This window comes from Acinetobacter sp. YH12117 (assembly GCF_013418865.1).
GTDB lineage: Bacteria > Pseudomonadota > Gammaproteobacteria > Pseudomonadales > Moraxellaceae > Acinetobacter > Acinetobacter indicus.
Map to the genome: position 1 here is coordinate 1 of NZ_VPBF01000034.1, position 18,167 is coordinate 18,167.

17 protein-coding genes and 1 pseudogene are annotated in these 18,167 nt (G+C 45.5%); 12 read left to right on the plus strand and 6 right to left on the minus strand.

The features are described 5' to 3' along the window. Positions 1-141 precede the first annotated feature (141 nt). Positions 142-848, minus strand: a pseudogene (locus tag FTU55_RS11520) (IS256 family transposase); the annotation flags it as partial. Between the two features lie 189 nt (positions 849-1,037). On the opposite strand from FTU55_RS11520, the gene FTU55_RS11525 reads away from it, so the two are divergent. Then, on the plus strand, positions 1,038-1,148 hold the full coding sequence (locus FTU55_RS11525; RefSeq protein WP_005179737.1) for a hypothetical protein: 111 nt from the start codon (positions 1,038-1,040) through the stop codon (positions 1,146-1,148). A 140-nt stretch (positions 1,149-1,288) separates the two neighbouring features. Here the strand turns inward: FTU55_RS11525 and tehB are convergent, their stop codons facing one another. Further along, complete coding sequence (gene tehB, locus FTU55_RS11530; RefSeq protein WP_180047126.1) at positions 1,289-2,155, minus strand: SAM-dependent methyltransferase TehB; 867 nt, start codon at positions 2,153-2,155, stop codon at positions 1,289-1,291. A 578-nt stretch (positions 2,156-2,733) separates the two neighbouring features. Here tehB and pgaB point away from each other — a divergent pair. The 3 genes from pgaB to pgaD are packed head-to-tail and all read left to right on the plus strand — an operon-like array spanning position 2,734 to position 6,407. Next, the gene (gene pgaB / locus FTU55_RS11535) at positions 2,734-4,659 is read left to right on the plus strand and encodes a poly-beta-1,6-N-acetyl-D-glucosamine N-deacetylase PgaB (protein WP_257222841.1); all 1,926 of its coding nucleotides are present in this window, start codon (positions 2,734-2,736) and stop codon (positions 4,657-4,659) included. Positions 4,660-4,677: 18 nt separating this feature from the next. Then, positions 4,678-5,937: a poly-beta-1,6-N-acetyl-D-glucosamine synthase gene (pgaC, locus tag FTU55_RS11540; protein ID WP_180047130.1), complete on the plus strand. Its 1,260-nt coding sequence runs from the start codon at positions 4,678-4,680 to the stop codon at positions 5,935-5,937. A gap of 32 nt (positions 5,938-5,969) precedes the next feature. Beyond that, entirely contained in the window at positions 5,970-6,407 is a 438-nt protein-coding gene (gene pgaD, locus FTU55_RS11545; RefSeq protein WP_180047132.1) for a poly-beta-1,6-N-acetyl-D-glucosamine biosynthesis protein PgaD, read from the plus strand. 97 nt (positions 6,408-6,504) lie between these two features. On the opposite strand, the gene FTU55_RS11550 is transcribed toward pgaD, so the two are convergent. After that, positions 6,505-6,702: a hypothetical protein gene (locus FTU55_RS11550; RefSeq protein ID WP_104472677.1), complete on the minus strand. Its 198-nt coding sequence runs from the start codon at positions 6,700-6,702 to the stop codon at positions 6,505-6,507. Between the two features lie 375 nt (positions 6,703-7,077). On the opposite strand from FTU55_RS11550, the gene sbmA reads away from it, so the two are divergent. The 4 genes from sbmA to FTU55_RS11570 all read left to right on the plus strand — a co-directional run bounded on the left by sbmA (position 7,078) and on the right by FTU55_RS11570 (position 11,677). Next, positions 7,078-8,274 carry a peptide antibiotic transporter SbmA gene (gene sbmA / locus FTU55_RS11555; RefSeq protein WP_104488369.1) on the plus strand — a complete coding sequence of 399 codons (1,197 nt, stop codon included), beginning with the start codon at positions 7,078-7,080 and terminating at the stop codon, positions 8,272-8,274. Between the two features lie 230 nt (positions 8,275-8,504). After that, positions 8,505-9,470: a hypothetical protein gene (locus tag FTU55_RS11560; protein ID WP_180047134.1), complete on the plus strand. Its 966-nt coding sequence runs from the start codon at positions 8,505-8,507 to the stop codon at positions 9,468-9,470. 136 nt (positions 9,471-9,606) lie between these two features. Further along, on the plus strand, positions 9,607-10,107 hold the full coding sequence (locus tag FTU55_RS11565) for a hypothetical protein (RefSeq protein WP_180047136.1): 501 nt from the start codon (positions 9,607-9,609) through the stop codon (positions 10,105-10,107). Between the two features lie 388 nt (positions 10,108-10,495). Then, positions 10,496-11,677: a helix-hairpin-helix domain-containing protein gene (locus FTU55_RS11570; protein WP_180047138.1), complete on the plus strand. Its 1,182-nt coding sequence runs from the start codon at positions 10,496-10,498 to the stop codon at positions 11,675-11,677. Between the two features lie 48 nt (positions 11,678-11,725). Here FTU55_RS11570 and gatB read toward each other — a convergent pair whose 3' ends face one another. The 3 genes from gatB to gatC are packed head-to-tail and all read right to left on the minus strand — an operon-like array spanning position 11,726 to position 15,043. Further along, on the minus strand, positions 11,726-13,201 hold the full coding sequence (gatB, locus tag FTU55_RS11575) for an Asp-tRNA(Asn)/Glu-tRNA(Gln) amidotransferase subunit GatB (protein WP_180047140.1): 1,476 nt from the start codon (positions 13,199-13,201) through the stop codon (positions 11,726-11,728). Next, on the minus strand, positions 13,201-14,679 hold the full coding sequence (gene gatA / locus FTU55_RS11580; RefSeq protein WP_180047142.1) for an Asp-tRNA(Asn)/Glu-tRNA(Gln) amidotransferase subunit GatA: 1,479 nt from the start codon (positions 14,677-14,679) through the stop codon (positions 13,201-13,203). The genes gatB and gatA overlap by 1 nt, the downstream gene beginning before the upstream one ends. Positions 14,680-14,728: 49 nt before the next feature. Further along, complete coding sequence (gene gatC / locus FTU55_RS11585; protein ID WP_045796270.1) at positions 14,729-15,043, minus strand: Asp-tRNA(Asn)/Glu-tRNA(Gln) amidotransferase subunit GatC; 315 nt, start codon at positions 15,041-15,043, stop codon at positions 14,729-14,731. A gap of 132 nt (positions 15,044-15,175) precedes the next feature. Here gatC and FTU55_RS11590 point away from each other — a divergent pair, with 132 nt between their 5' ends. The 4 genes from FTU55_RS11590 to FTU55_RS11605 are packed head-to-tail and all read left to right on the plus strand — an operon-like array spanning position 15,176 to position 18,131. Further along, on the plus strand, positions 15,176-16,222 hold the full coding sequence (locus FTU55_RS11590; RefSeq protein ID WP_005179708.1) for a rod shape-determining protein: 1,047 nt from the start codon (positions 15,176-15,178) through the stop codon (positions 16,220-16,222). Positions 16,223-16,238: 16 nt separating this feature from the next. Next, positions 16,239-17,096 carry a rod shape-determining protein MreC gene (mreC, locus tag FTU55_RS11595; protein ID WP_180047144.1) on the plus strand — a complete coding sequence of 286 codons (858 nt, stop codon included), beginning with the start codon at positions 16,239-16,241 and terminating at the stop codon, positions 17,094-17,096. Then, the gene (gene mreD / locus FTU55_RS11600; RefSeq protein ID WP_180047146.1) at positions 17,083-17,577 is read left to right on the plus strand and encodes a rod shape-determining protein MreD; all 495 of its coding nucleotides are present in this window, start codon (positions 17,083-17,085) and stop codon (positions 17,575-17,577) included. Before mreC ends, mreD begins: the two co-directional genes overlap by 14 nt. After that, complete coding sequence (locus tag FTU55_RS11605; protein WP_016659381.1) at positions 17,562-18,131, plus strand: Maf family nucleotide pyrophosphatase; 570 nt, start codon at positions 17,562-17,564, stop codon at positions 18,129-18,131. Before mreD ends, FTU55_RS11605 begins: the two co-directional genes overlap by 16 nt. The last annotated feature ends 36 nt before the right edge of the window (positions 18,132-18,167 follow it).

Below are 18,167 nucleotides of genomic sequence, written 5' to 3' on the forward strand. Positions count from 1 at the left end.
AGTTGTATGAGGGATAAGGGCAAATTGTAGGTTTTATCTCAGGTTCAAATTTAAGATTTTAGCAGCACTCCAAACTCTACAATTTGCGTATAGTGGTAGCTAATCACTATATCAATCAAGATACAAGAAGCACTGCTTCGCAAGGCAGGCGATCAGAATATCCTGCAACCCTCGGTTTTTAAGCTCAGTCAGGACATTCAGCCAGAACTTGGCACCTTCATTCTCAGCCATCCACATGCCGAGCAGTTCTTTGTGTCCATCAAGATTAATGCCTAAGGCAAGGAATACAGCCTTATTGATGACACTGCCATTATGACGGACTTTAACCACAATACAGTCCATATAAACGATGGGATAGATCACATCCAGCGGACGGTTTTGCCATTCAGCAACCTGCTCATTGACGGCATCCTCACAGCAGTGCTGTTCGCCTTGGAAATGAGCGTTGGAGATACATCGGCATCGTACATTTCCTTGAAGGTAGCAACGATTTCACGGGTGGTCATGCCTTTGGCATAAAGGGATAGAATCTGGCTATCCATTTGCGTGATACGGGTCTGATTTTTCTTAATCAACTGAGGTTCGAAAGTGCCATCACGATCACGTGGTGTGGTGATCTCAATCTCCCCATCATCGCTAAGTACAGTCTTACTAGAATAACCATTGTGTGAATTTGAGCCAGATTTACGGGCATTTTTTTCATGTCCCAGATGTTCGGTAAGTTCGGCATTAAGAGCCGTTTCAACAGTGAGTTTGGTCAACAATCGGGTGAATTGGTTGAGATCGTCTTCTGTTTTGATTCCTTTAGAAAATTCTGCTGCAAGGTCTTTTAGTTTTTGTTCGTTCATCATATTGCCTGACTCCGTTGTGAATATGAACATAGCAAATTCAGGCAATTACACAATTTAATTTACAGTCTCGAGTGATGAGTAATTGCACTTCTGGATTTTTTAGTCAGCACGATAAGGTCCAGTTTCTCTTTTAAAATCCTCAAATTGGGGTAAGATGTGACAACAGATTTTACCGTTGAGATCACAATGAGCTTTTTAAAAAAGAAAAATAGCGCGAGTTTTGTCTTCTTTATTATTACGCTGTACTCATTGATTGGTTTTGGTCTAGGCTATGTGATCTGGGAATATCTGCTGTAACGTTTTCTTAGTCGCTTTATCCAATAATTATTGAATCATCAGCAAGTTATTAAACTTGCTGACTATCACTGTTTTTTATTCTTTCTCTAAAGCCGACCCATCATCCAGATGATCAGCTTTTATATGTAAGGATAAATTTTTTACGCTGTTTTCTGTGCCAATAATGTCGCAAAGCGCTGTTGAATACGCTTGCCCTGTTCATCGACACGGTGCAGTTCACCGATATTTTCATTGTATTTCAGCAAAGTCCAGCCTTCATAATAAGCTTTTAACTCACCGGCTTTAAAGCTAAAAGGGAAGTCCGGTTGAACCGGATAATCTTCACTATCCATCGCGCAAACAATCAGGTTAAGGCCACCAGCTTTGGTGGCCTGCTGTATCTGCTGAATTAGGGTTGGGATGGTGTCGGGTTGTAAAAACATCATCACCACCGTGCAATACACAAAATCGTATTGGCCCTGAATCTGCGGATTAATATTTAAATCCCGTAGCGTGGTATGAATGCTCTGAATCTGTTCCTGCTGAATAATCTCGTTCAGGCGCTCCAGACTTTGGGCATTGACATCCCAGGCATCGACCTGAAAACCATGTTGACTTAAAAACAGCGCATTACGACCACTGCCACAGCCAACATCCAGCGCTGTATTGCCCTGTAAAGATGGCTGCGCGGCCAGAATTTCTGAATGGGTCGGGGTCAGTTTATATTTTTTGGCAAAGTAGTCATTGGCTGTGCAATAAAAGCTGAGCTGACATTCGACATCGGCACTGGCCGAAACAATCTTGTGCCACACCTGCGGTTCAAGCATGGGCGGTTGCTGCTCCGGGCTAAACAGATGTTCAGACAACAGCGTGCCTGCTTCATCGAGCAAGGCAAAACGCAATTCACCTTTTAAAACCTTCAGTTGGGCCCAAGTGCCGGCTTTGGTATTGTGCTGGCGTAAAAAGCCGGGCGGGATAGTGTCTTGTGTCCAGATCGGCAGCTGTTTATAGCATACGAGCGTTTGCATCTTTTCTCCATGTGCACTTGGGGGCAGATTTTATTAAACCCTAAGCCTGCACAATATGCCAGAGAGGGGAGGGTAACGGGCACGATTTCATCTGCCAGAACTACAATGCGTCAGAGGACTTAATTGATGCTATTTTAGCGGTGAATCTTCAGCTCAAAATGATCTCCACATTTCCATTTTTGCAGATGTATTAGCGTTTTGAAAAATGCTTCAGTATCAAATAGTGAGAATTTAAAAGTGAAAACCAGGTTACATTTTGGGCTTGGAAAAGCCTATACACTTTAGAAAATTATCAACTGACCCGTTGGCGGGTGGCTAAAAAATAAGTAAAACTAAGTGAATGATATAAAATCATAAATATTTTATTGCTTTATTTTGAAAGCAAGGGCAAAAAGCAAAAAAACGGGATTAATTAACAAATGTATACACAAATAATAATAAAATAATGGTTGAATCTGCGCAATTGCTCGAAGGTAGCATCGTATCTTCTTGTCTGTACCATGAATTCCGCGCGCCTTATGTCTCCTCTATTTCAGTTTATTAAAGCGGTCCAGATTTTTGTTTTCTTTCTTTGTAGTATGCTTATGGGTTGGGCACAGGCGGGAAATGAAATGAAAAACTTGACGATCCTTGCCTACCACGAAGTCACTTCTGAACCACAACCGTTAATGCCTGAATATGCGATTGAGCCTAAACAATTGCAGCAGCATCTGGACTGGCTGGTACAAAATGGCTTTCAGTTTATTGGCAGTCAGCAACTGTTAGAGGCACAGCAACACAACAAGGCGCTACCGGAAAAATCAGTCTTGTTGAGTTTTGATGATGGCTATCAAAGTTTTTATCAGCATGTCTATCCTGTTTTAAAACAGCGGAATATTCCGGCCGTGTTGTCGGTGGTTGGGCGCTGGTTAGAACCAGCAGAACAGCAACAGGTTAATTTTGGCGGGCAACTGGTGTCACGCCAGCATTTTTTAAGCTGGGCACAGTTAAAAGAATTACAGGCCAGCGGTCTGGTGGAAATTGCCAGCCACAGTTATGACCTGCATAAAGGCATTGTGGCCAATCCGCAGGGCAATCAATTGCCGGCCACCGTAGCACGTGCCTATTTTCCGCAGCAGCAGCGTTATGAAGATAACAACGCTTATCAAAAACGCATTCAGCAGGACTTAAAGGCCAATCAGCGTCTGTTGCAAAAATATGGTCTGAAAGCACCAAAAATTATGGTCTGGCCCTATGGTCGCTATAACTTGCATACGGTAAAAATTGCTGAAAAACTGAAGATGCCAATCAGCCTGACGCTGGATGATGCCGAGAATCAACCTGTAAACATTTTTTCCAGATTGCCGCGAATCCTGATTCAAAAACACATGGATGCAGCGCTACTGACCAAAGAAATCCAAAAACATCAGCAGCAGCGCACGGACAATGATCGTCCGCAAAAGATCATGCATGTCGATATTGACTATATTTATGATCCGGACCCGCAGCAGCAGGAACGTAATTTAGGCTTATTGCTGGACCGGATTCAGCAGATTGGCGTCAATACCGTATATTTGCAGGCATTTTCTGATCCGGATGGCAATGGCTCGGCCGATCTGGTCTATTTCCCGAACCGTTATATTCCAATGCGTGCCGACCTGTTTAACCGTGTGGCCTGGCAAATCCAGACCCGGACTCAGGTACGTCGTGTCTATGCCTGGATGCCGGTATTTGCCTGGGAATTACCGGTCTCGAATCCGGTGGCCCAAGATCTGGTGCAAACCGAGCAGCCACATAGCGGCAAACATCTGAACATGGGCTATCACCGTTTAAGCCCATTTTCGCCGCGCGCCCGCAACACCATTAAAGGCATTTATGAAGATCTGGCCAAATCGGCGCAGTTCAACGGCATTATTTTCCATGATGATGCCACCTTGTCCGATTATGAAGATGCCAGCAGCTGGGCCAAAAAGGCCTATCAGCAGCAGGGCTTAGCGACTGATCTGACACAACTGCGTGCTGATGATACTGCCTTGCAGAAATGGACAGCTTATAAAGTCAAAGTGATTGATGATTTTGCCATGGAGTTGGCCGAGACCGTACGTCAGTATCAGCCTTATTTGCAGACCTCGCGTAACCTGTATGCACAGGTGGCACTGTCGGCCTATTCAGAAAACTGGTATGCCCAGTCGCTGGAACAGTCGCTAAACCGTTATGACTTTACCGCGATTATGGCCATGCCATATATGGAACAGGTCGATGATCCGGCGCAGTTTTATCAGCAGCTATTGAGTCGGGTGCAGCAATATCCGCAAGGGCTGCGTAAAACGGTGTTTGAATTGCAGGCCGTCGATTGGCGTAATGGTAATAAAATTCCATCTGCGGAAATTGCGGAAACAATTCAGAAACTCTATCAGGCCGGTGTGAAGCACATTGCCTATTATCCGGATGATCCAATCCAGAATCATCCTGATCCGGCTGTGCTGCGTCAGGCCTTCCAGTCTCAGCCCGCATCCGCACCGTAACCGGCTAGAGGAACAACCATGTTGCAAGAACTCTGGCAATCGGTGCTGAACTTTGTGTTTTATTATCCGCTATTCATGTCCTATTTATGGATGATGGGCGCGCTGATTTTCTATGTCAAAGAACGCAAAGATCCGACCTTTACCCAGCCACCGGCTTTACAGGAATATCCTTTGGTGGCGGTGCTCATTCCGTGTTTTAACGAAGGCGATAATGCCGAGGAAACCATCACCCAGGCACTGGCATTAAAGTATCCCAACTTTGAAGTCATCGCGATTAATGATGGCAGCTCGGACAATACTGGCGAGGTACTGAACCGTCTGGCGGCCCAGCATCCACGGTTAAGGGTGGTGCATCTGGCGGAAAATCAGGGCAAGGCCATGGGCCTGCAAGCCGGCAGTCTGGTTACCGATGCCGAATACCTGCTTGGAATTGATGGCGATGCCTTGCTCGATCCGCATGCCGCCAGCTGGATGCTGCGCCATTTCCAGCGTGATCCGGCGGTGGCCGCCGTTACGGGCAATCCGCGAATTCGCAATCGCTCGACCTTATTGGGCCGGGTCCAGGTCGGAGAATTCTCCTCGATTATTGGCATGATTAAACGTGCCCAGCGCACCTATGGCCGTATTTTTACTGTTTCCGGCGCGATTACCGCCTTTCGTAAAAGCGCGGTACATCAGGTCGGTTACTGGTCGCACGACATGCTGACCGAAGATATTGATATTTCCTGGAAGCTACAGCGTGCCGGCTGGAAAATTGAATTTGAACCGAATGCGCTGGTGTGGGTATTAATGCCGGAAACCCTGCAAGGCTTATGGAAACAGCGTTTGCGCTGGGCCATGGGCGGTGCGCAGGTGTTAAATAAAAATATTGATGTAATTTTTAAGCCAAAGCTGAACTATTTGTGGCCGCTGATTCTGGAAATGATGCTGACTCTGGTCTGGTCATATCTGCTGCTGTTGCTGTGTCTGCTCTGGATATTAAGTTTCTGCCTGCCTATTTTACCGTTACCGGAACTGCAATCGCCGTTTTTACCGCAAGGGGTGGGTATTGTGCTGGGCGCGACCTGTTTGTTCCAGTTTATGGTCAGCAAATGGATGGACAGCCGCTATGAAAAAAATCTGGCCAGAAACTATTTCTGGATGATCTGGTATCCGTTCATGTTCTGGCTGATTACCGTATCGGCCAGTATTGTGGCATTTCCAAAAATGCTGCTGCGCGGGGAAGGGAAACGTGCACGCTGGATCAGTCCCGATCGTGGAATCAAACGTGACAGCTAACTGTCGCGATGTGATGTGTTGAGAGTAAAGTTGTGAAAGCCAATACTTTAATTATTGATTATCGCTATGAATTGCCGTGGCAAAAGCGTTATGCCTCGAACGTGTGTACCGCCGGCTTATGGCTGACCTGGGGCCTGTTGTGGCAGCCGGTTTTAATCAGTCTGGGTTTACTGGATTTAGAGCGGGATGCACTGATTCAGCAAGTGGCCCAGTTGATGCTAAGTATTCTGCAAAATGGTTTTAGTGCGCTGGTGGCTTGTGGCTTGAGTTTATGGCTGTGGACCAACTATATTCCGGCGCACTCCATCCAGACCATGCAACCGGCACCGCTAAACCAGTTTGCCGAGCATTTTCAGCTGGAACCGGTCATGTTAACGCAATCCCGTCAGGCTAAAATTGTCACGGTCTATCATGATCAGGAGGGCAAGATTGTCGATTTACAGGCACATTCCCAGCACAATGCATCTTAAAGGTCGGTTGTAATTCGGCTGCTCTGGTTTTATATCTGCAAAAAAGCAGCCTGAAACGCTGCCTGAATGGAGATAAGAATCGCGCTTGGAATGAGGATTAAAGCTTGCGCCACACTTTGTTTTCATCTTGAAATGAAATGGTGAAATTAAATTCCGTGCCGGCCGTGACCAGATACGCTGTTGGCGTGGTCATCAGGACTTTTAAGATAGTGCCTGTCTCAAAATGGATAGGTGGGCAGTTCTCTTTCTCAAGTACCAGAGGCTGAATAAGCTCAACAGCTTTCACTTCCATCATGATTTCCCTCAAAAATGTATTATGTATCACATATTTATTTTAGCATTGTCTGGTCGGGAATATGGGTTTTATTCGTCAGATTATAAATAAGTGATTGATATCTTAAAAAATAAAGTTAAATTCTTAGTATAAAAATTGGTATTTTAAACTCTTGATTTTTCATTATTTTACTGAAAATAGTCAGGGTGATTTTCGGGGTTTTATATCGCTTTAAATACCGGTTAGTGGAAAAATCGGTACTGAAAAGTACATGCGCTGTCGAGGAAATCTTGTATATTGCTCATGTTGAAGTCATCGCGTGGCGCATTGCACGCTGCAATGTTATAAAAGCTGCTTTTCAACGTCTTGAAAAGAATAAAGGAAATAGAACACTGCATGTTTAAGTCATTTTTTCCACATCCGAAATGGTTTTTTAGTTCGCTGTTACTCTGGTTCGTTCTTAATCTGGTGCTGTGGTATTCTGGTGGACAAGGCTGGGGCACCATCATCGGTTTGCCCGAAGGCTATCATGAAGCAGAACTCCCGATTGGGGTCAGCCGTTTCTGGTCACCGGCATTTCTCTGGTTCTATCTCTGGTATTTTCTGACCACAGCCATTTTTGCAATTTTCTGGCGGATTCAATCGGATAATCCCTGGCAGCGCTGGTCGGTGTGGGGCTCATCTTTCATTCTGTTTAATATCTGGTTCTGGGTGCAGGTGAGCGTGGTCATTAACGCCTGGTACAGCCCGTTTTATGACCTGATCCAGCAAATGCTGAGTAATGGCGGTGGTGATGTGAATAACCTGTATGCCGAGATCATGACCTTTTTGTATGTGGCAATTGTGGCGGTCACGGTTTCGGTATTTAACCTGTTCTTTGTCAGCCACTATGTATTCCGCTGGCGAACGGCAATGAACAATTATTACACCGCCTACTGGGACCGGTTACGTCATATTGAAGGGGCATCGCAGCGTATTCAGGAAGATACCATGCGCTTTGCCCGTACCACCGAAGGTCTGGGCGTCAGTCTGATTGAAGCACTCATTACCCTGATTGCCTTTTTACCGGTTTTGGTAACGCTATCGAGCCATGTGAAAACCCTGCCAATTCTGGGCGAAATTCCTTATGCGCTGGTGTGGGCGGCAATTGGTTGGGCGGTGTTTGGTACCGTACTGCTGATGGTGGTCGGTTATAAACTGCCAGGACTGGAATTTAATAACCAGAAGGTGGAAGCGGCTTATCGTAAAGAGCTGGTCTATGGTGAAGATCATGCCGAGCGTGCCGATCCGCTGACTTTAAAAGAGCTGTTTAGCAAGGTTCGTCTGAATTATTTCCGCCTGTATTTCCATTATGCCTATTTTAACCTGGTACGAATCTGGTACATGCAGCTGGACAATATTTACGGTCTGTTTGTGCTGTTCCCAAGTATTGCTGCGGGAGCGATTACCCTTGGCCTGATGATGCAGATTGGTAACGTGTTCGGTAAGGTACGTGAATCGTTCCAGTATTTAATTGCCTCCTGGCCCACCATTATTGAACTGCTGTCGATTTATAAACGTTTAAAAGCCTTTGAATCGACCCTGGATGATTAAGTCATTCCCAACTGACCCGCTGTTAAGGCGGGTTTTTTAATGATCGGATGAAAGTGTTAAGGCGTTCAGGTTTCGCTGTTAAAACTCTGGATATTTTGCATTTATCAGATGATAGTGCGGGGCAGTAGTAATAAATAAACGAGAAATATCAAGTAAAATCAAGCGACTAGATTTGTTATTTGCGCCTATTTGAGCTATGTTTTGAGTGGGGAAAAATAGAGAATAAAGACGTGAATGTCAAAACCTTCATGATGTTAGCTGGGGTCGGTGTCGTCTTTTCGGGCTGTGTCAGTGTAGAAAGTTTTAGTCCAGATGCCTTGAAGCACTTTGCTTCGCCACAAGAGCTGATTGCGAAAAAAAATCTGAATCAGGCCAATAGTTCAGCCAAAGCCTATGTGTATGACTGGGGACCGCAGCGTAAAGAGCTGGCGGCAGAATCGCTGATTCCGCGCAAATATATGGGCAGCTATTGTCAGTCGCAGCAAGGCCATTTAAAACTGGCCTATAAAAGTACGATGTCGATGCTGAAAAACAGTTGGTCCAAAAAACTGTTGGCGACTTATCGTGATGTTAATCAGGGCATTGGTGCCTATCGCTGTGTCAGAAAAAATGGCCCGGACTGGATTGTTTCAATTGAGCCGGTCAGCGAGCGTAAACGCGATGGCCAGGGTGAAGTCCGCATTGTGCATTTACTTACTCAAGTCATGACGGAAGATGAAGCACGGCGTTTTTATCGTTCGGCATCTTCCAGCAGCAAGAAGGCTAATACGAATACCAATCGGAATAATAAAAACACTAAAGCTGTTGCCAAAGAGCCCGAACCAAAAGAAACACCGGAACTTCCAGCCGAGAAAACCCCGGCACCCGTAAAAGCGGCGCCTGTGGTGGCTGCGACCCCACAACAGCAGCAGATGAAATATTATGTCGCTGCACGCCGTGATTTAAACAGCGGCCGCAATGAGTTAAATGCCTGTAACAGCGCACAGCGGGCCTATAATTATGGCCGGTTGCAGGACACCAATGCGCGGAATGTCTATGCTGAATCGGGGATTTTGCTGGCGCGTTGCTTAAGCGCTGTGCCGAGTTTTAGTAACCGTTTTTCCCAGCCCAAAGCCCGGGCCAAACGGATTTTGCAGGAGCTGGCCAACCAGCATAATCATGCCGGTGCCAAGCGTATGCTCAGGCAAATGAAATAGTCAGTATAAGTAACAAGGAGAAGCACATCACTTCTCCTTTTTTTATGCGCGTTACACAGTCATAACAGGTGAGATTGCTGCTTGCATGCTACAAATAGGCTATTTCTGGTATGAGCTGATGTTGGCGAGGTATAGCATGATGCAATTGAGTCTAAAGCAGCTACGAGGATGGGGCCTGGCGATTGCGCTCTTGGGTTGCTCACAAGTGAGTACGGCTGGTCCGGCCGTTGATCAGCTGAGTGACTGTCTGGTGAAGTCGACCACGGCAACCGATAAAACCGCGGTCTTGCAGTGGACCTTTGTGGCGCTATCTGCACATCCGGATTTGAAACACTTGAGTCAGGTGACGCCAGAACAAAAACAGGCTTTAGATCAAAAGCTGGCAACCGTTTTGCAGCGGATACTGGTAGAGCAATGTTCTGCGCAGGCCAAAGCAGTGATTCAAGCTGAAGGTATACAAGCGGTTGGAGACAGTTTTCAGGAACTTGGACAGATTACGGGTGAGGAAATTTTAAAGAACCCTGAAATTAAAAGTCAGTTGAATGGTGTACTGCGTTATCTGGATTTAAACAAGTTGATGATGACCTTTTTGACGCCAGATGTGTGGAATAAGTTGGGGGTGATTCGGGGGCAGTGATGCGGGTTTTGTCTTCTCGTTTATACTGCGTTTTAAAATTTACCTCTCCCTAACCCTCTCCTTTAAAAAGGAGAGGGAACCACGCGTATCCAATGGATTACGTGACAAGTCCCCCTTTGGAAAAAGTGAGAAGCGAAGCTTGGCAAGGAAGGGGATTCTGAAATCACGCATAAAGAAAGACTTTGAAAGTTGGATACGTCCCAAGTCTTCGAGTTAGATGATTGAGGTTACTTTTTTGATGGTCATGTTTGTTGTGAGCATGAAGTGTTTGGGTTGATTGTAAGGTTAAATTTTCTATGCGCAAATGAGTATTTTGAGCACATAAAAAATTAGTTTCAGATTATATTATTGTATGTTTAGCTTTTGAAAAATTGAGGTTTTTGGGGAAATGAACAAGAAAGAAGAAGCTTTAAGAATTGTTGAAGAAGGAATCAAAGAATTAGAATCTCAAAAAGGAAGTATAACAGTTGGCGTACAAAAGCTCTCGAGGGCTTCAAACTTACTAGAAGAAAAAAATTATTATATTTGGGCGGAAATTGAACTTGGAAATGAGAAGTTTATCCAACCCTTAAAAGAATTTCTTTCAAAAATTATGGAAGATAATGAAAAACAAAAAGATATAAAGATTTATAAAGATGAAGAATATAAACCTCTGTTAGAAAAGCTTACAGAGGTTGACATAGATATTCAGTTTATCTGTACTACAAATTTTTTTCGTTTAAAAACAAATTCAGCAACAGGTGGTCTTGATAAATCTATTCATCATCTTGAGGATCATTTAAGCTATCTTAAGAAACATAGTAATGATAAAACTTTGTATTTGAATAATGTTCAAGAGAGGTTGGCTTATGTTAAGGGTGAATGTCATAAGTATCTAACTGATTTATATAATAGATTGAAATTTTCAGGAACAGTTGCTTCAGGCTTTGATCTCTTAAAAAATGCAGTAGATGACAAATTACTTGATCTCGATCCTGAAATTGCTGAACAACTCATGTTAGCTTTTAAATCAGTTTCCTCGGATTCTAAAGAAGAATGGTCTCAGGCTTTAGCAACATGTAGGCGTTTATTAGAGAGCTTAGCAGATAGGTTATATCCTGCTACAGACGAAAATATTAATGGGCGTACTTTTAAACAAAATCAGTATATAAACCGAATTTGGAGATTCATGGATCTCTCTATTGAATCGAAAAGCAATAAAGATATGGCCAAAGCCCATTTAGATTATTTGGGGAGTTGGATGGCTGCTGATTACACTTTAACTTGTAAAGGTGTACATACAGAGGTATCACAATTAGAAGCAACAAAAGCTATGTTCCATATTTATTTAATGCTTGCAGATCTTCTAGAGTATTTAAATGTTGATCCTAGAAATAGAACAACTCAACCATTGATCACAGAGGTTTCATTGGATGAAATTGAAGCATTACTTAATGTAAAGAGGGATGTGGCCAAAGCAATTGTAGTGGCAAGAGTCAAAAATAATGGTTTAACGCTTAAGCAACTATCAGAAGTACAAGGCGTAGGTCCAAAGACAATTGAAAAAGCAAAGGAAGTTTTTAAATTCTGAAAAAGAAAACCCGCTCTTAAGCGGGTTTTCTTTTAAAAAAAGACTAAATCAACCAATCAATTTCTTCATTAATTCATTTACTTGAGCAGGGTTAGCTTTACCTTTCGCTGCTTTCATGACTTGACCAACAAGACCATTGAACGCTTTATCTTTACCAGATTTAAACTCTTCAACCATCTTCTCGTTGGCAGCAAGTACGTCTTTAATAATCGCTTCAATCGCACCTGTATCGGTTTCCTGTTTCAAGCCTTTTTCAGCAATAATTTCATCCGCAGATTTGCCTTCTTCCCACATAAAGCCGAATACTTGCTTCGCGATCTTACCGTTAATCGTGTTGTCCACAATACGTGCAATCATGCCACCCAACTGTTCAGCTGAAACAGGGGAATCCGCCAACTCTAAGCCTGCTTTGTTTAAAGCACCAGAGAATTCGCCCATCACCCAGTTAGCAGCAATCTTACCTTGAGCAGCACCGCCAGCAGCCTTCACGACATCTTCGTAGAACTCGCTCATTTCACGTGTAAGCGTTAAAACGTGCGCATCGTACTCAGTCACACCAAAGTCGGCTACAAAGCGTGCACGACGTGCCGCAGGAAGCTCAGGCATGGTCGCTTTAATTGCTTCAATTTGCTCGTCTGCAATGATCACAGGCAACAAGTCTGGATCAGGGAAGTAACGGTAGTCATTGGCTTCTTCCTTTGAACGCATTGAACGGGTTTCCATCTTCACAGGGTCGAACAAACGAGTTTCCTGATCAATGGTGCCATCCCATTCCAAAATTTCCATTTGACGTTCAATTTCAACATTAATCGCTTGTTCAATGAAACGGAATGAGTTCAAGTTTTTAAGCTCACAACGTGTACCGAATGGCTGACCCGGACGACGTAGCGACACGTTACAGTCCGCACGGAATGAACCTTCTGCCATGTTGCCGTCAGAAATACCCAACCAACGCACCAGTGTGTGAATCGCTTTAATATAAGCAACCGCTTCTTCAACTGAGCGCATATCTGGTTCAGATACGATTTCCAATAAAGGCGTGCCTGCACGGTTTAAGTCAATGCCTGACATGCCTTCAAATTGGTCATGGATTGATTTACCCGCATCTTCCTCAAGGTGCGCACGGGTTACGCCAATACGTTTGGTGGTGCCATCTTCAAGCTGGATGTCGATATGACCGAGGCCCACAATCGGGTTGTCCATCTGGCTAATTTGATAGCCTTTAGGCGAATCCGGGTAGAAATAGTTTTTACGTGCAAATACAGAGGCTTGGTCGATGTAGGCATCAATCCCCAAACCAAAGCGAATTGCCAGATCAACCACTTCTTTGTTGAGTACAGGCAGTACACCTGGCATGGCTAAATCTACAAGGCTGGCCTGAGTATTTGGATCATTACCAAACTCGGTAGAAGAACCAGAGAAGATTTTAGATTTAGTCGCAAGCTGAGTGTGAATCTCAATACCAATCACGACTTCCCAACCATCAATCAGGTTTGATTTTGGTTTAGCAGCGTTTTTAGCCATTATGCATTCTCCTCAGCAATTGCAGCGCGTTTAGTATGCCAATCGGTTGCTTGTTGATACTGATGTACCACAGACAACAATTGAGATTCTGACCAGTAGTTACCAATCAACTGTAAGCCAACTGGCAAGTTGTCTTTGTCAAAACCAACAGGCGCGTTAATCGCAGGAAGACCTGCAAGGTTTACCGCGATGGTATAGATGTCACCTAGGTACATTTCAACCGGAGACAGGTTTGCACCGATACGGTATGCAGTAGTTGGTGCAGAAGGCGCAGCGATGACATCTACAGATTCAAATGCTTTTAAGAAATCTTGCTGAATTAAGCGGCGAACTTTCTGCGCTTTTACATAGTAGGCATCGTAATAACCGGCAGACAGGGCATAGGTACCAATCAGGATACGGCGCTGTACCTCGGCACCAAAACCTTCTGAACGGGAGCGTTTGTACAGGTCCAGAATATCTTTTGGATCTTCACAGCGATAGCCATAACGTACGCCGTCATAACGTGACAGGTTTGAAGATGCTTCCGCTGGCGCAATCAGGTAATAGGTTGGTACATAGGCTTCAGTCATGTTGAGATCAACCTCAACCAGAATGGCACCCATCTCTGCTAATTTTTTCAGCGATTCTTCAACGCGCGCTTTTACATCTGCGGCCAGACCGGCAACATTAAAGTACTGTTTTGGAATACCAATACGTAAACCTTTTACCGATGTACCGTTCAGGTTCGCCACGTAATCATCGACATCTTTCTCGACCGACGTTGAATCTTTGGCATCATGACCCGCCATCACGTTCATCAGATATGCACAGTCTTCCGCAGAGCGTGCCATTGGACCGCCTTGATCCAGTGATGATGCATAGGCAATCATACCGAAACGCGATACACGGCCATAAGTCGGTTTCAGACCGGTCAAGCCACAGAAAGAAGCTGGCTGACGAATCGAACCACCGGTATCGGTACCGGTTGCAAATGGCGCCAGATCAGCCGCGACCACCGCAGCCGAACCACCTGAAGAACCACCCGGTACACGATCCAGTGCCCACGGGTTTTTGGTTGCGCCAAAGTATGAGCTTTCCGAGGTCGAACCCATTGCGAATTCGTCCATGTTCACTTTACCTAAAGTGACTAAGCCAGCAGTTTTACCTTTGGCAACCACCGTAGCATCGTAAGGCGAGATAAAGTTATCCAGCATTTTAGAACCAGCGGTGGTTTTAATGCCTTGGGTACAGAAAATATCTTTATGCGCAATAGGCACACCGGTCAGCACACCAGCGCCGCCAGCTTGACGCAACGCATCGGCAGCATCGGCTTGGGCCAGCGCCTGTTCCGCAGTTACGGTGACATAGGCATTGACCTGGGCATCAATTTTTTCGATGCGTTTTAAATAATGTTCGGTCAATTCGCGAGCAGAGAATTTTGCATTGGCTAAACCCTCAGTCAGTTCACGAATGGATAAGCGATGTAAATCTGTCATGAGAAATATTCTTTACCTGAATTCAACAAAAAGATGAGCGCTGAAAAAATTATTCAATTACGCGTGGTACCAGATACAAACCGTCCTGCACGGCAGGTGCAACGGCCTGATATTCCTCACGATGGTTATCTTCAGACACCACATCTTCACGTAGCGGTTGAGGGTGGTCAAATGGGCTTTTGAGTGGCTCAACGCCATCGGTATTGATGCCTTTTAAGGTTTCCATCATGCCTAAAATTTTATTTAGACTTTGAGCATATTCAGCAGATTGCGTATCATTGAGCGACAACCGAGCAAGATTGGCGATTGCTGAAACTGTTTGTGCATTTAAATCTGCAGAATGCTGTGCATCCGATGTAGACATAACATCACCTAATCAGTATTAAAAATTTTCAAAATATCGTGCGTTATAATAAGCGATTGACTTGTCCAAAGCATCACATTTAGTTAAAGTTGCCAACTTGCGTCCACATAAAGTTTAATCGAGAACGACTCCGTGATTCTAAAACGACTAATTGGCTTGTTTTCACCAGATCTAGCCATTGATTTAGGTACAGCAAATACACTTATTTATGCGCCAGGACGAGGCATTATATTAAATGAACCGACGGTTGTGGCAATTCGTCACAGCGGTTCACAGAAAATCGTTGCCGCAGTCGGTCTGGATGCTAAACAGATGCTGGGTCGTACACCTGCCAATATTTCTGCCATTCGTCCAATGAAAGACGGCGTCATTGCCGACTTTGAAGTGACTGAAACCATGCTGAACCAGTTCATCAGTAAAGTGCATGAAAAGCGCCTGTTTCCGCCTGCACCGCGTGTGGTGGTCTGTGTGCCATGCAAATCGACGCTGGTTGAACGTCGCGCCATTCGTGAGGCAGTGTTTAATGCCGGTGCGCGTGATGTCCGTTTAATTGAAGAGCCGATGGCTGCAGCAATTGGTGCCGGTATGCCGGTTGAGCAGGCGTGTGGTTCGATGGTGGTCGATGTGGGCGGTGGTACAACTGAAATTGCGATTATTTCGCTACAAGGTTGTGTCTATGCAGATTCACTGCGTATTGGTGGTGATGTGTTTGATGAGCAGATCATCAACTATGTCCGTAAAGCGCATGGCTGTGTGATTGGTGAAACCACAGCAGAAACCATCAAGAAAGAAGTGGGCATGGCAGTTCCTGAAGAGGGTGCGAAACCACTGGAAATTGAAGTGCGTGGCCGTAACCTGGCCGAAGGTGTGCCTCGTGCCATTACCGTGACTTCTGATGAAATTACTCAGGCGATTTCTGACCCGTTACAAAATATTGTGTCCGCAGTAAAATCGGCGCTGGAACAAACACCACCAGAATTATCTTCAGATATCGCCGAGCGCGGTATTGTCCTGACCGGTGGTGGTGCCTTGCTGCGTAATCTGGACAAGCTGTTGGCCAAAGAAACCGGCTTGCCAGTGGTCGTGGCTGAAGAGCCTTTAACCTGTGTCACCCGTGGTGGTGGCAAGGTGCTGGAATTCTTTGATAATCCAAACCATGACATGTTATTTGTAGGCTAATCAAAAGGACCCGGCGGTGCAATCACATCTGTTTTCCAGACAACCGCCATCTTTTCGCTCCTTTATTATTGCGGTCATTACATGCTTGGTGGTGCTGTTTTTTAACTGGCGCATGCCGCATGTAATTCAACCGGCAAGGGATCTCTTGTACGCGGCATATAATCCGATTTATGCGCTGGCAAGTTATCCGGTGTTGTCGCGAGAATGGCTAAGTCAACAAAGTAAATCTGAAGCCCAGCTGCGTCGTGAAAATACCGCGATGCAGGCCGAGCTGCTTCAGGCACAGGTACGCCTGCAAAAACTCTCCGAACTGTCTGCCGAAAATACCCGTTTACGTGGCCTGCTCGATACGCCACTGATCATTGACGGACGCATGGAAATTGCCGAAGTGATTGGGACCGATGCCGATCCGCTACGGCATATTATTGTGATTAACCGCGGTGCCAACCGTCAGCTCAAAGTCGGGCAAACCGTGCTGGATGATCGCGGCATTATGGGCCAGATTGTCGATGTCTATCCGCACAGTAGCCGGGTAATGCTGCTGTCTGATAAAGAACATTCGCTGTCGGTACGTCTGGAACATACCGGTATGCGCGCGATTGTTTCGGGCACCGGTGACTTAGGCCGTTTAAAAATGGAATATGTGCCGACCAGTGCCAATATCAAAGTCGGTGAAAAAGTCTATAGCTCCGGACTTGGTGAACATTTCCCGGCAGGTTATCTGGTCGGAACTATTTCCAAGGTCAGCCGGCATAACTCAGGCGAGTTTGCGCAAATTGATGTGATTCCTGCTGCACAGCTGGCCGGTGGACATCATGTGGTGGTGTTATTCTCTGAATCTTTATCGCGGGAGCAGCCACATGCCAATCACTAAACTGGGCCAGCGTAAACCCAAAGATCCTTTATTCCCGATTATCTTCTCGGTCATTATTGCCTCGGTGCTACTGGTTTATCCCTTGTCTTATGGCTTATCGGGCTGGCGTCCGGTATTTATGATGATGGTAATGCTGTTCTGGGTCATGAGCCAGCCGACCTGGTGTGGCGTCTGGTTTGCCTTTGGCACCGGCCTGTTTGCAGATTTGCTGCTGGATGCACCGCTGGGCATGAATGCCTTAAGTTTTGTATTAATTACCTTCGTGGCGCGCTTTCTAACCCGCGAACGTCGGGTGATGACCTTTGCCAATTTATGGGTGATTGCCAGTATTGCCATTGTGGTCCATCTGGCGCTGATCTGGCTGTTACAGATTATGGCCGGTATTGAATTTCCATTTGCCCGTCACTGGCAACCGGTGCTGTCCAGCATTCTGGTCTGGCCGGTGCTGTATTATCTGCTACGAAAATGGCGCAGCGTATAATTCTGGCCTCCAGCTCACCTAGACGCCGTGAGCTGCTTGAACAGTTGGGGCTGCAATTTGAGATTTACAGCCCGGACATCGACGAGTCTATCTTGCCAGATGAGCCAGTCGAGCAGTATGTTGAGCGGCTGGCCTGTGCCAAAGCCGATGCCGTGTTGGCACGTTTCCCTGATGCGATTGTGATTGCCGCCGATACCAGTTTGGGTGTTGATGGCCAGATTTTAGGAAAACCAGAATCCAAAGCGCATGCCTTTGCCATGTGGCAGCAGATTTCCGGTCGAAAACATGATGTATTTTCAGGTGTTTGCGTACGCACAAAAGCAGAAAAATACAGTATAGTGGTACGTACCCAGGTTGAATTTCAAGCGCTGAGTCTGAGTGACATGGAGTGTTATTGGGCCAGTGGAGAGCCGCTGGGTAAGGCGGGAGCCTATGCCATACAGGGCATTGCAGCACGTTATATCCCGCGTATTGAAGGCAGTTATAGCAACGTGGTGGGATTGCCGCTGCATGAAACCGTACAGTTATTACAGACAGTTAAGGCACTAAATTAACTGCTGCTACAAGAATTTTTATAAGGCTTTGAGTTG

What these genes read in the sequence shown, in the direction of transcription:
- gatB (WP_180047140.1), bottom strand. Translation starts at nt 13,201, where the DNA reads ATGGCTAAAAACGCTGCTAAACCAAAATCAAACCTGATTGATGGTTGG.
- FTU55_RS11565 (WP_180047136.1), top strand. Translation starts at nt 9,607, where the DNA reads ATGATGCAATTGAGTCTAAAGCAGCTACGAGGATGGGGCCTGGCGATT.
- FTU55_RS11525 (WP_005179737.1), top strand. Translation starts at nt 1,038, where the DNA reads ATGAGCTTTTTAAAAAAGAAAAATAGCGCGAGTTTTGTCTTCTTTATT.
- tehB (WP_180047126.1), bottom strand. Translation starts at nt 2,155, where the DNA reads ATGCAAACGCTCGTATGCTATAAACAGCTGCCGATCTGGACACAAGAC.
- FTU55_RS11550 (WP_104472677.1), bottom strand. Translation starts at nt 6,702, where the DNA reads ATGATGGAAGTGAAAGCTGTTGAGCTTATTCAGCCTCTGGTACTTGAG.
- pgaC (WP_180047130.1), top strand. Translation starts at nt 4,678, where the DNA reads ATGTTGCAAGAACTCTGGCAATCGGTGCTGAACTTTGTGTTTTATTAT.
- sbmA (WP_104488369.1), top strand. Translation starts at nt 7,078, where the DNA reads ATGTTTAAGTCATTTTTTCCACATCCGAAATGGTTTTTTAGTTCGCTG.
- FTU55_RS11570 (WP_180047138.1), top strand. Translation starts at nt 10,496, where the DNA reads ATGAACAAGAAAGAAGAAGCTTTAAGAATTGTTGAAGAAGGAATCAAA.
- gatA (WP_180047142.1), bottom strand. Translation starts at nt 14,679, where the DNA reads ATGACAGATTTACATCGCTTATCCATTCGTGAACTGACTGAGGGTTTA.
- mreD (WP_180047146.1), top strand. Translation starts at nt 17,083, where the DNA reads ATGCCAATCACTAAACTGGGCCAGCGTAAACCCAAAGATCCTTTATTC.
- FTU55_RS11605 (WP_016659381.1), top strand. Translation starts at nt 17,562, where the DNA reads ATGGCGCAGCGTATAATTCTGGCCTCCAGCTCACCTAGACGCCGTGAG.
- gatC (WP_045796270.1), bottom strand. Translation starts at nt 15,043, where the DNA reads ATGTCTACATCGGATGCACAGCATTCTGCAGATTTAAATGCACAAACA.
- pgaB (WP_257222841.1), top strand. Translation starts at nt 2,734, where the DNA reads ATGCTTATGGGTTGGGCACAGGCGGGAAATGAAATGAAAAACTTGACG.